General features: G+C 68.8%; 14 protein-coding genes. 1 reads left to right on the forward strand and 13 read right to left on the reverse strand.

Annotation, left to right across the window (positions count from 1 at the left end):
* Positions 1-154 precede the first annotated feature (154 nt).
* A complete protein-coding gene (locus tag F0U60_RS54605) occupies positions 155-583 on the reverse strand; it encodes a GFA family protein (RefSeq protein ID WP_395812555.1) in 429 nt (142 codons plus the stop codon).
* Between the two features lie 265 nt (positions 584-848).
* Here F0U60_RS54605 and F0U60_RS54610 point away from each other — a divergent pair, with 265 nt between their 5' ends.
* Complete coding sequence (locus F0U60_RS54610) at positions 849-1,886, forward strand: hypothetical protein (protein WP_395812557.1); 1,038 nt, start codon at positions 849-851, stop codon at positions 1,884-1,886.
* A 10-nt stretch (positions 1,887-1,896) separates the two neighbouring features.
* Here F0U60_RS54610 and F0U60_RS54615 read toward each other — a convergent pair whose 3' ends face one another.
* The 12 genes from F0U60_RS54615 to rpmH all read right to left on the reverse strand — a co-directional run bounded on the left by F0U60_RS54615 (position 1,897) and on the right by rpmH (position 11,335).
* Complete coding sequence (locus tag F0U60_RS54615) at positions 1,897-2,652, reverse strand: SDR family NAD(P)-dependent oxidoreductase (protein ID WP_395812559.1); 756 nt, start codon at positions 2,650-2,652, stop codon at positions 1,897-1,899.
* An 11-nt stretch (positions 2,653-2,663) separates the two neighbouring features.
* Entirely contained in the window at positions 2,664-3,338 is a 675-nt protein-coding gene (locus F0U60_RS54620) for an SDR family oxidoreductase (RefSeq protein ID WP_395812561.1), read from the reverse strand.
* Between the two features lie 19 nt (positions 3,339-3,357).
* Complete coding sequence (locus F0U60_RS54625; protein ID WP_395812563.1) at positions 3,358-4,080, reverse strand: Coq4 family protein; 723 nt, start codon at positions 4,078-4,080, stop codon at positions 3,358-3,360.
* 116 nt (positions 4,081-4,196) lie between these two features.
* Positions 4,197-4,781, reverse strand: coding sequence for a Uma2 family endonuclease (locus tag F0U60_RS54630; RefSeq protein WP_395825900.1), 585 nt, complete (start codon positions 4,779-4,781; stop codon positions 4,197-4,199).
* Between the two features lie 94 nt (positions 4,782-4,875).
* Positions 4,876-6,216 (reverse strand): tRNA uridine-5-carboxymethylaminomethyl(34) synthesis GTPase MnmE, encoded by a 1,341-nt coding sequence (gene mnmE / locus F0U60_RS54635; protein WP_395812565.1) that lies wholly within the window; start codon positions 6,214-6,216, stop codon positions 4,876-4,878.
* A gap of 9 nt (positions 6,217-6,225) precedes the next feature.
* Positions 6,226-7,404 (reverse strand): hypothetical protein, encoded by a 1,179-nt coding sequence (locus tag F0U60_RS54640; RefSeq protein WP_395812567.1) that lies wholly within the window; start codon positions 7,402-7,404, stop codon positions 6,226-6,228.
* 184 nt (positions 7,405-7,588) lie between these two features.
* Entirely contained in the window at positions 7,589-7,822 is a 234-nt protein-coding gene (locus tag F0U60_RS54645; protein WP_395812569.1) for a hypothetical protein, read from the reverse strand.
* A 33-nt stretch (positions 7,823-7,855) separates the two neighbouring features.
* Positions 7,856-8,674: a hypothetical protein gene (locus tag F0U60_RS54650; RefSeq protein WP_395812571.1), complete on the reverse strand. Its 819-nt coding sequence runs from the start codon at positions 8,672-8,674 to the stop codon at positions 7,856-7,858.
* A complete protein-coding gene (yidC, locus tag F0U60_RS54655; RefSeq protein WP_395812573.1) occupies positions 8,671-10,539 on the reverse strand; it encodes a membrane protein insertase YidC in 1,869 nt (622 codons plus the stop codon). Before yidC ends, F0U60_RS54650 begins: the two co-directional genes overlap by 4 nt.
* 13 nt (positions 10,540-10,552) lie before the next feature.
* Positions 10,553-10,771: a membrane protein insertion efficiency factor YidD gene (gene yidD / locus F0U60_RS54660; RefSeq protein ID WP_395812575.1), complete on the reverse strand. Its 219-nt coding sequence runs from the start codon at positions 10,769-10,771 to the stop codon at positions 10,553-10,555.
* On the reverse strand, positions 10,768-11,169 hold the full coding sequence (gene rnpA, locus F0U60_RS54665; protein ID WP_395812577.1) for a ribonuclease P protein component: 402 nt from the start codon (positions 11,167-11,169) through the stop codon (positions 10,768-10,770). Before rnpA ends, yidD begins: the two co-directional genes overlap by 4 nt.
* A gap of 13 nt (positions 11,170-11,182) precedes the next feature.
* Positions 11,183-11,335 (reverse strand): 50S ribosomal protein L34, encoded by a 153-nt coding sequence (gene rpmH / locus F0U60_RS54670; RefSeq protein WP_002621386.1) that lies wholly within the window; start codon positions 11,333-11,335, stop codon positions 11,183-11,185.
* Between the last annotated feature and the right edge of the window lie 285 nt (positions 11,336-11,620).

Below are 11,620 nucleotides of genomic sequence, written 5' to 3' on the forward strand. Positions count from 1 at the left end.
GCCGGAGGTCGGCATCCCATGCGACAGAAGACCCCCTCCGGGCTCATTCTTCAGCAACTTGTCCGACTGTCGGACAGGTTCGCGAAAAGTGCCGCCGGAGGTCGGCGGAGAAGGTCGTGGCTGGCGCACTGGAGCGAACGTGCGGGCTCCGTTGCTATGCGCCATCGGACCCAGTTGTCACGTGCTCCTCGTATTGTGGCAGGTCATCGGTAATCGTGAACCACGGCGCCTTCGAGCCGACGAAGATGTGCTCGGTCGGGCGGATGCTGGGCACGTCGACAAGGGTTCCCATGGCGACGTGAACGAACTGGCCCTCGCGGACGACAGAATAGAGGAACGAGCCGCACACCTTGCAACGCATGTCGCAAGCGTGTTCCTCGCCAAAGCGCATGAGGCTGTTCTCGCCCTCGGTGATGCGCAGCTTGTTCCGCTCGATACCCGCGAACGGCTTGAATGCCGAACCCGTCGCCCTCCGGCAGTTCGAGCAGTGGCAGTTCGCGGCGTAGACGAACTCGTCCGCCACCGCGTACTGAACGGCTCCGCATAGGCACTTTCCGGTGAGCGTGCGGTCTGGGTTTGTCACAGGCCTCCTCCATGAGTTGGAAGTGATGATTCCATGAACCGTCTCTCGCGGCTCCTGAACGGCCGGAGTTTCTCATCCAGAGAGAAAACCGCTGGGACGTTAGAAACCATACACACGGCCTGTTCTACGCCCTGAATAACCAGACTACCCAGAAGGTCAACAACCACTGGCGTCAACCTGCAACCATGTGGCGCAAACAGAGAAGACACCCTGGTTGCAAACGTTCTACAGAAGCGTGCGAACCACACAGGGGGGGAAGCGCTCAATGCAAACGAAGAAACGCCTGGGAGAAATCCTGCTGGAGCTGGGGTGGGTGGACGGGCTGCAGTTGCAATCGGCATTGGCATACCAGCGAAAGTGGGGGGTGCCGCTGGGCCAGGTCGTGGTGGACCTGCGCTTCTGTACGGCGCGCCAGGTGCTGGCGGCGCTGGCTCGCCAGACGGGCATACCAGAGGTCGATCTGGACGCGGTGCTGCTGGAGCCCTCGCTAGCGAAGCTGGTGCCGAGGCGGCTGGCGGAGATGCACCGGGTGGTGCCCCTGAGGGTGGAGGGCCCTCGGGACATGGTGTTGGTAGTGGCGATCGCCGCCCCGGCGAGCCTGCACTCGTTGGACGCGGTACGCAGCGTGACGAGCAAGGCGCGGGTGGTGCCGAGGCTCGCGACGGACGCGGCGATTAGCCGGGCCATCGAGCGGCTCTACACAGAGGGGACGCAGGCGCCGAGGCGGCCGGAGCTGGAGGCCATCACCCTGCCCGAGGCGGACGCGGACATGCAGCTCAACAGGGACTGCATGGCGGAGCTGATGGAGGGCTCAAGCTTCGAGGGGCGCGCCATCTTGATGCCGAGCCTGAACCTGGAGTGCGAGGCGCTGGAGCTGCCGCTCCTGGAGCCGCTGGATGTGGCGGAGTTGGAGGAGCTCCTGGAGCTGAAGGAGGAGTTGAGGGAGCCCGAGGCGAGTGGAGTGCTCCTCTACGGTTGGGGCGCGGCAGCAGCGACGGGGCTGGTTCGGGTGCTGGGACAGGCGGGCTACCAGGCGAGAGTGGCGAGCACGGAGCAGGTGCTGTCTGCAGGGGAGGGCGCGGTGGTGCTCTCGCCGCTGCCGTCGTTGGAGGCACTCGAGCGTCGGCCCCGAGCGCAGCTGCTGGTGGCGGGCAAGGTGCCGGAGCTGGATGTGGGGCGGGCGCAGGCCCTGGGCGCTCGCGGCTTCCTGGCGGCGCCGTTGGACACGGACCTGATGCTGCGCGCGGTGAAGCGGCTGGTGCGCTCGGCGGGAGAAGTGCCCCTGCTCCGGGCGGCGGGCTGAGGCGCTCGGCTCAGAACGTAGGCACGTCGTTGGCCAGGTGCGCCGACAGGCCACCATCCATCACCAGCGAGCTGCCGTTGATGTAGCCTCCGAAGGGCCCGACGATGAAGGCCACCAACCTGGCCACCTCCTCAGCGCTTCCGAACCTCCCGGCGGGAATCCTTCGCAACAGCTCCTTGCGCGACTCGGGGTCCGCGTTCGCCAACATCTCCGTGTCGATGTAGCCAGGACACACGGCGTTGCAGGTGATGCCGTAGGCGCCCCACTCGGCGGCGATCGTCTTCGAGAAGCCGATGATGGCGTGCTTGGTCGCCGCATAGGTGGAGGAGCGCGCCCCCCCGAACAGCCCCTGAATGGAGGAGATGTTCACGATCCTCCCGTACCCACTCGCCTTCATGCGGGGCAGCGCCCAGCGACAGAAGTGGCGCACGCCATCCACGTTCACGCCGAACAGGGCGTCCCACTCTGCCGTGTCGACCTCGTCCACGCGGTGGAAGGGTCCTCCGACGCCGGCGTTGTTCACGATGACGCCGGGAGTGCCCAGGCTCGTCTCGATACGGTCGAGCGTCGCGTTCACCGCGGCCTCGTCCGCGACATCACAGACAAACGACCGGGCCCGGTCCCCGAGCTTCGTCTCAAGCTTGGACAGGGCCGCCACGTCCCGTGCGACCAGCGCCACCCGGAAGCCGTTCTCCGCGAGCACTTCCGCGATCGCCGCGCCGATACCGCGGCTGGCCCCCGTGACGACCGCAATGTTTGCATTCACGGGCGCTCCCATCACAGCACCCCCTTGGGCGGAAGGAGTCGAATCTCATCCACACGGACGTTCAACGGCTTCCGAGCAATCTCCCAGATAGTCTGGGCCACTTCGTCCATGGACAGCATGTCGGCCGAGCTAAACTCCGGACGCGAGTGCCAGAAGGACGTGTAGACGGCTCCCAAGGAGATGAGCGTGGCTCGAATGGAGTAGGGCTTGCCTTCCTCGTTCAAGACGCCCGTCAGGCCTCGGACTCCATGCTTGGACGCGGCATACGCGGCGTTGTCGACCAGGGTGAGGTGATCACTCACGGAGCCCATGTGGATGATCCTCCCGCCGCCCCCTGCCTTCATCCGCTTGAACGCCTCACGCGCGCAGATGAAGGCCCCCGTCAGGTTCACGTCGATCGTCTTGCGCCAGTCCTGAACCGAAATCTCCGGAATGGGCGCGAAGACCCCGACGCCCGAGCAGTTCACCAGGACGGTGATGGGGCCGCCCAGCACCTTCTCCGCCCTGTCGAACATCGAGGTCACGGAGTCCTCGTCCGTAACGTCTACCCGAAGGGCCTCCGACGTCTCCTGCTGCACGTCATTGGAGGCGCACACGACGCGCAGGCCCTCCGCCCTCAGTCTGCCAAGGACTGCCTTGCCTATTTCTCCGGTCCCACCGACGACGATCACATTCTGAGCACTCATGCGAGGGACTATAGGGCGCTCAGGCCTCCTGGGCGGGATGGAAGAACGGGAGCGAGGTATGACCACTGCAGGAGTTCACCCCCACCTGGCCCAGGTGCGCGGGTGCTCGCGCGGAGATGCCGAGCCTCCGCCTCAGGGACGCCAGGGGCACCTCCCACAGCGTCTCGAAGCGCTCACCCAGCACGGCCGCGGCGGCAACCCCCCGCTCGAAATCCTCCGCCTGGATGTGCCCCGAGTAGATGTCGCGCAGGTGCTTGTACCGCTCCCGCTGAATGTCTGGATGCACCGCCGCCTCCGCCAGGAAACAGGCGAGCGCAACAGGCGCCATGCCGAAGATGAATGACTCGACGGCGACCTCGTCCGCGTCCGACGTCTCGTACGCGCCCAGCACGTGAAGGAAGTCGTGGCACTTGTTGAGCCGGTGGACGGCGTACTGCGTGGGCGTCGCGTCCGCGCCGAGCTTCGCCTGGATGGGGAAGAAGTCGGGGAACAGCCGGTAGTGCTCCATGTACCGCGCGTAGCAGTGCCCGAATGAGCCCTCCGGCAGCTTCGCCAGCGTCGTAGGCTCCGGAAGCGAGGGATCCCACCGCTCGGCATGGAGCTGCCGGAAGCCCGGCACCGCGAGCAGGGCGGCATCGCTGGCAGCCCGGAGCTCGGGAGTGGAAAGCGGGGAGATGACATCACCCAGGGTGGCGCGTCGCTGCGTTAGGTCTCGCGCGAGCTCGTTGAGGGAGCGACTCATCCCCCCACGGTATGTCCTCCTGGGGAGGGCCTTCAAACCCTTCCCGGACGCCCCGTCACCCGGCATGCCATGCAGTCGGGCGGGAGTGGAGCCAGGGCACCTCGGGCCTCACGCTTTCAGCGCACGAGCTCCAGGAAGCTCTCGGTGGGCATCCACAGCGAGGAGAGCTCCAGCGGAAGCGAGGCGAACGGCTCGGCACGGACGATGGCGTCACCTTCGAACGTGTCGACGAGCAGCCAGCCGCGCTTGACGCGCAGAAACACCTCGAGCGTGCGCGCCGAGGGGTCCACGAGCCACACGTGGGACACGCCAGCGCGGGCATAGGCCGGCAGCTTGCGAGTCCGGTCCAGCGCGGCGGTGGAGGGCGCGAGCACCTCGCAGATCCAATCCGGCGCGAGCGTGAGGAAGGGCTCCTCCGGCGTGGGCGCCTCGGTGAGCCTGTCCCGGCGCCAGCCGGCAAGGTCCGGAACCAGCACATCGTGGCCGAGCCGCAGCTCGGGGGCGCGCAAGAAGCACCAGCGGCCGGACCCACCGCGCCGCGGGTCGAACCGTTCACCGAGCTCTACTCCCAACATGAAGGCGGCACGGGCCTGGACTGGCGCCGGCCGGGGTGAAGCCACCAGCTCCTCGTCGACAATTTCCCCAACCCATCCCATAGGCAGCGCCTCGAGAGCCGAGTACGCCGCCTGGCTGTTGCACATCGAAATCACCCTGTCCTCCTACGGCCCTGGTGGGCCGGGCAGGGGAAGCAGTCTAAGGAGGGGTCTGACATCCCCCGAGCCGGGGAGCGGGTGTCTACTTTCCAATACAGAAGCGCTGGAAGATGGCGTCGAGCAGGGCCTCGGAGGCGCAGGTGCCGGACACCTCGCCGAGCGACTCGAGGGCCAGGCCGACCTCGCCGGAGACGACCTCGAGCGTGGAGACGCGGCAGGCGCTCTCGGCGCGGGACAGGGCCTCCGCGGTGCGCCGGAGGGCATCCGCGTGACGCTCGGACACGAGGGCAACGGCAGAAGGCGCCCCACCTCCCCACAAGCGCGAGAGCATCTCGGTGCGCAGCCGCTCCACACCCTCGCCGGTGAGCCCGCTGACGGACACGGCCTCATCCGTCCCCAACTTCTCCACAACTCCGCGGACGTCACACTTGCTCGCCACACGGAGCACGGAGGTAGTCCCAGCCTCGACGAGCCATCGCTGTGCCTCGGCCTCTCTCGTCTCGGGAGGAAGCACGAGCACGGCGAGGTCCACGGTGGCGAGCACCTCGCGCGTGCGGGCAATTCCGAGCGCCTCGATGCGTCCGGGCGCCTCGCGCAGCCCAGCGGTATCGAGCAGCGTGACGCCGAGCCCCTCCCACTCGACGCGGGCCTCCAGCACATCGCGCGTCGTGCCCGGCTCCTCGTCGACGAGGGCGCGCTCCTCACCCACGAGCCGGTTGAACAGCGTGGACTTGCCGGCGTTCACGGGCCCATAGAGGGCGACTCGAGCACCGCGGCGCACGAGCCGTCCTCGGCCCACCTCGGCGAGCAGGGCGTCCGCGGCGGCGCGCAGCTCGGCGACACGAGCGCCCGCGCCCTCATCCGCACCCTCCGCCTCCTCGGGGAAGTTCAGCACGCCCTCAAGGTCCGCGTGGAGCGAGCGCAGGGGCTCCTCGAGGCCCCGCACCCGCGAGGCCAGCGCTCCGGCGAGACCCGCGGCGGCGGCACGGACGGCGGCCTCCGAGTCCGCGGCGACGAGGTCGGCAACAGCCTCGGCGCGGGTGAGGTCGATGCGCCCATTCAGGAAGGCGCGCCGGGTGAACTCACCGGGCCCGGCGGGGCGCACAGCGGGGTGCTCCAAGGCGCGGGAGAGCAACATGCGCAGGAGCCGGGGGCTGCCATGGGCCTGGAGCTCGACGACGTCCTCGCCGGTGAAGGAGTGGGGCGCGCGGAAGTAGAGGAACAGCCCCGAGTCGAGCACGGCGCCGGAGGCATCGACGAAGGAGGCCAGGTACGCGTGCCGAGGCGTGGGCGAAGCGGGGATGCCGGGGGCGAGCATGCGCCCCGCCTCGAGGGCAGCGGGGCCGGAGAGGCGGAGGATACCGACAGCACCGGCGGCGGGAGCCGTGGCGAGCGCGGCGAGGGTGGCGGGCGAGGAGATCATGCAGCGCGACTACGGGCACGCAGGCGAGGTGGGGGAGTTGAAGTTCTCGTCGTAGGAACCGTTGCAGGACACATTGCCATTGCCGCCCACGTTCCCACCACGAAGTTGGGAGCCGCTGATGCGGATGACGTAGCCCTCGGAGCCGTGCACGGAGTTGCTGCCGCCGGAGAGGGTGGAGCGCTGCACGTCCACGGAGTAGGAGCCGGAGTCGGCGCGAGTCACCTCCAGGGCGCGCGCCTGCCGCCCCGAAGTGCTGAAGCCCGAGAGGGTGCTGTCCCGCACGGAGGCAGGGGACGAAGTCAGGCGCAGCCCGGTGGAGGCGCCGCCATTGGAGCCCAGCAGCTCAGCCCGGACGAGCACCACGGAGAAAGCACCCACGGCCTCCACCCCGGTGCTCTCCGAGCCCTCCGCCCCCGTGGCGAACGAGTCCCACAGCTCCAGCGAGCCCTGGCGCACGGAGACGCCGAGAGCCCGGTTGCCGCCCTGCCCGAGGAACGTGGAGCCCGTGAGCTTCACGGTGCACCTCTCGCACAAGAAGCCCACGGTGTCCCCCTGAGAGGAGGAGGCGAGCGCCTGGACGCGCTCGAAGCCACCCGGGCCCGGGCCGGCGGAGGACTGGATGGCAATGGTGCGCTGCTGCCCGTCTCGAGCGAGGGCCACCACGTCGCGCGCGCGGAACAGGGACGAGGCGGTGGAGAGCGCCACGGCCTCGCCCGCTCCGCCCACGTGCTCCACGGTGAGAGAGCGCAGCTCCGTATGATCCACGGCCACCAGGGTGGGCCCCGGGGCGGCGGAGCGCACGGTGGTGAGCGCCTGTCCCGAGCCCTGGACGTGGATGTACGGCCGCAACTCCAGCCCCTGGGCTCCCAGGTCAAACACCCCGGGCTCGACGAGGACGAGCCACGGCTCCTCGGCAGAGACCTTGGTGATGGACTGGACGGCGTTGCGCAGGTTCTCACCACCGAGGAGCGGGGTATCGCCTGGCGGCACGACCCGGATGCGGGCGAAGTTGCCTGGAGGCCCCATGGGTCCCGGGTCCCCCTTGGGTCCAGGGTCTCCCTTCGGCCCGACGACGTTCTCACCCGCCGGACCCGGCTCTCCCTGGGGACCGGGCTCTCCCTTGCCACTCGAACAGGCGGAGAGGGACGTCATCAACATGGCCAGGGAAACAACAACTCGGCGCCGCATGGAAAGGCCCTCCTGTGCCCAGGGGGCACGACGCACGAGCTAGGTGCGCCTTCCATGCGCGTCCAGCCGAAGGAGGGCCCGCCGCTGCTGGGCGACGGTAGGAACGTCCACCAGCGGCAGCCCGGGACCGGCGAGGCTCGCCGGCCAACAGAGAGCCGCGACTCCAGGGTGACAGACTGGGGAACTAGCCCCGCTGGCCCTGCGGCGCGGGAGAGGAGCCCCGAGCGGCGCGCTCGACTGCCTCGCGGTTCTCGTCGATGTACCTCTCGACGGCGGCGTCCTCGAGCTCCAGGTCACGCAGCACACCGGGGTAAACGAACTTGAAGGCGGGAGACTCCTCGTCTCCTCGCAACCGGAAGCTCATCTTCAGCACGGCCGCTCCGTACAGCTTGTCCTTGAGCGACTTGGCCTTGCCCATTCCATGCCCTTTCGTCGGTGGGCCCCGAGAGCCTCAGCCCTCGAGGTCATCCTCGTCATCGTCCTCCGGCAGCATGCTCCGCTTGGGGAGCGGGGCGGGCTTCTCCGGGGTAAACACCACGCGCCGGTTGCGGCCCTCGCCTTCGCAAGAGACCTTCACCCCCGGCACGCCCTCTACTGCTTTCAGGACGCGCGCGCGGTCTTCTGGCTTCACTGTAACGAGGGCATAGAAACGGCCTAACGTGCCCGACCGCTCGGCGAGCTTGCGAGCGGCCTCTTTCAAGGCGGCGTCCTCGGCCACCTCGAGGGAGCGCTCGTCGGTCTCGACGGGACGGGCCGGAGCGGCCTTCGCCTGCTGCTGCGGCGGCGCGGCCTGTCCCCGAGCGGGTTTGGCCTGCGGCTGCGGAGCCGGAGCCTGCTTCCGAGGCTGCTGCGGCGGCGCGGGAGCGGGCCGGGACGCTGCCTCCACAGCCTGAGGAGCGGCGGCGGCCGGAGTGGCCTGAGCCGCGGCCTGCTCCCGCTTCAACCGCTCGCTCCGGGGCTCCGGGTGGACGCCGGCGCCCACGAGCACGAAGCGCCGCTCGGCGCCCGGGCGGTGGAGCATCTTGTTGAGGAGGAACTGCAGCGAGTCCACCACCTGGCTGCGCTTGCCGGACTCGACGCCGGGAGGCGGCTCGCCCTGGAAGTGCAGGGCGACCGCGAGGCTGCCATCGCTGGCGTCCTTGAAGTCGAGCCGGGCGGGAAAGCCCATCATCCCCAAGATGTCGGTGAGGAGCCGCTCCACGCGGGCGCGCAGCTCAGCGCCCGCGGTGGCCGAAGAGGTGGAAGCCTCGGGTGCCTGCACGTCGCTCACTTGCGCTTGCCTCCCGCGGTGGCCGTAGCCGTGCCCGCCGGCAGTCCGCCGCTTCCGCCGCCGCGCTTCTCCAGCCACTTCCTCAGGCCGTACTGCTGCGCGATGGAGAGGATGTTGTTGGTGAAGATGTAGAGCGCCAGACCGGCCGGGTAGTTGAGCAGCGTGGCGGTGAAGAGGATGGGGACGAACCAGGTCATGATCTTCGCCTGGGCCGGGTCTCCCATCTGCGGCTGGAGCTTCTGGGTGATGATCATACTGACGCCCAGCGCGAGCGGCAGCAGGTAGGTCGGATCCTTGTAGGTGAGGTCCTGCCACACCGGACCGAAGAAGGGCTCCTGGTAGATGTCGTAGCTGTTGCGCAGGGCGGTGAAGAGGGCAATCCAGACAGGCATCTGGATGAGCATCGGCAGACAGCCGCCGAGCGGGCTCACCTTGTTCTCCTGGTAGACCTTCATCATCTCCAGGTTCATCCGCTCGCGGTCATCCGCGTACTTCTTGCGAAGCTCGTCCACGCGCGGCTGGAGCTTCTTCATGGCCTCCATGCTGACCATGGAGCGGTGGGTGAGGGGCAGCAGGAGCGTCTTCACCAGCACGGTGAGCAGGATGACGGCCACGCCCCAGTTGCCCACCAGGCCGTGGAAGAACTTCATGATGGAGACCAGCAGCTTGGCGATGACCGCCCACATGCCGTAGTCGATGGTCTCGGTGAGCTGCGGGGCGTAGGCGGTGGCGGTCGCAGTGGCAGTGGCGGGGAGACCCGCGGCCTCGCGCACGGCCGGGCCGGGCACGGCGCCGAGCAGGTCCGGATCCTTCGGCCCGAGGTAGCCGCCGAAGCGGTACGTCACCGTCTGGCCGGCAGCGGCGGTGAGCGGGAAGCTGGCGACGACGCCGCGCGCCTCGGGGGTGGCCACGAGCTCGCAGCGGCCCTGCTGCGGGCCCTCGAGTGGGTAGAGCGCGGAGAGGAAGTACTGCTGGTCGATGCCGAAGAAGTGCACCGGGCCGCGCAGCTCCTCCGCGTCCGGCTGACTCTGGTCCGGCCCCAGCTTGTGCTTCTCCTCGCCCACGTGGCACGAGGCGTAGCTGAGGTTGCCCACGCCGCCGAAGAAGGACGGGGCATGCTCGTTGTTCGGATCGATGGCGCGGTTGTAGTGCACCTGCAGCTCACCGGTGGCCTGCTGACCCGAGACGTTCTTCACCTGGAGGGTGTAGAGAAGCTCGAAGCCCTCCTTCGGCCACTGGATGCTCTTGGTCACCTCCCACGGCCCCTGGCGCGTGGTGAAGGTGGTGGCGCCCTGGCCCGCGTCCGTCTCGGACACCGCGTAGCGCGCGTCGGCCGGCAGGGACTGGGGGCCGGTGATGGAGACGGCCAGCGGCAGCGCCTGGCCTGGCACCGGCTGCGCCAGGTTCATCTGCGGCGGCGGCGGCACCTTGCCGCCGAAGAGCATCTTGTAGCCCTCGGCGATGGAGATCTGCTGCTGCTCGCGCATCTTCTCGCCCTGGAGCACCGCTGAGGTGAGGCCAGCGCCCTGGGTGGAGAAGGTGTAGTGCGTCCACTGACGCTCGAAGTTCAGGGTGCGCACGGGCGGAGGCGGCGCGGCGTCGGCCACGGCCCCCTCGGTGCCCGCCCCGGTGGGCGGCGGCGTCCCGGCCGTCCCCGTGTCCCCACCGGCGGTGGGAGCGGGCGTGCCCGCGTCGGTGGCGGCCACCATCTGCCCGGCGTCCGCGGTCCCGGCCTCGGGCGGCGGCGTGTTTTTCGAGAGGAAGAAGGTGTAGGCGAAGGTGAGGCCCATCGCGAGCGCGAGTGCCACCAGCAGTCGCCGTTGGGAGTCAGCCGAGTTGGGCGAGAGCGGATCCAGATCGTTCATAAGAAGGGGGCGGTCAGGGAACGGGGTCGAAGCCGCCGGGGTGGAAGGGCTGGCAGCGCAGCAGGCGCCAGACGATGAGGCGCACACCACGGAGGGCACCATGCTTCTGGAGCGCCTCCAAGGCATACACGGAGCAGGTGGGGTGGAAGCGGCAGGCCGGAGGCAGCAACGGCGACAGCCACCGCTTGTAGAAACGGATGGGGAGCGCGAGCAGGTAGGCGAGCGGGCTCATCGGGCGGACTCCCGGGGGCCTGACGGAAACAACCTCTGCAGCTTGCGGGTGACTCCATCGAAGGCGCGCGACATTTCCGGGAAGGATGCGTCCTTGGCGGACTGACGCACGACCAGGACTACGTCCACACCGGGAGGCCATTGCTGCCGACGCTTGCGGAAGAGCTCTCGCAGGAGCCGACGCAGGCGGGCACGCACCACGGCATTGCCCACCTTGGTGGAGACGGTGAGGCCCACGCGGCTGTAGGGCCGCCCATTGGGCCTGGCGAGCCCCAGGAGACAGTCGGAGGGAATCTTCTGACCGTTCTCCTGGACCTCCAGGAACTCGCGCCGCCGAAGCAGGCGCAGGGCCTTGGGAAAGCGCTCGTCGCGAGGTGGCGCCTGGCCCTCGGCCTTCACGCGAGCGTCCCGACTACTTCTTGTAAGCGGAGACCACCAGGCGCTTGCGGCCCTTGGCGCGGCGGCGGCTGAGGACGTCCTGGCCCGCGCGGGTGGAGTTGCGCTTGCGGAACCCGTGGGTGCGGTTGCGCTTGATCTTCGAGGGCTGGTAGGTGCGCTTGGACACGGCTGAACTCCTGAGACGACGGGGCGCACACCGCACGGGCGGGCACCCTTATCCATAAAACAAAGGAAGGCGGCGCTCGTAACCCGATCTCCCACCCAAGTCAACGTCGGATCACTCCCGCCTGTCCGATCGGGGATGGCTGCCACCCTTTTGCACCCCACACCCGGGGTGAAGCGGGGTGGGAGGAGGAACGCTGGGGCCACAACCCCTGGAGGGGGGCCGGGGATTCCGCGCCGGGCGCTGCGATCAGAAGGGGGCACCTAGGGGTGCGGAATGTCTGGGGTA

The sequence above is a fragment of the Archangium minus genome, assembly GCF_044360475.1.
Taxonomy (GTDB): domain Bacteria; phylum Myxococcota; class Myxococcia; order Myxococcales; family Myxococcaceae; genus Archangium; species Archangium minus.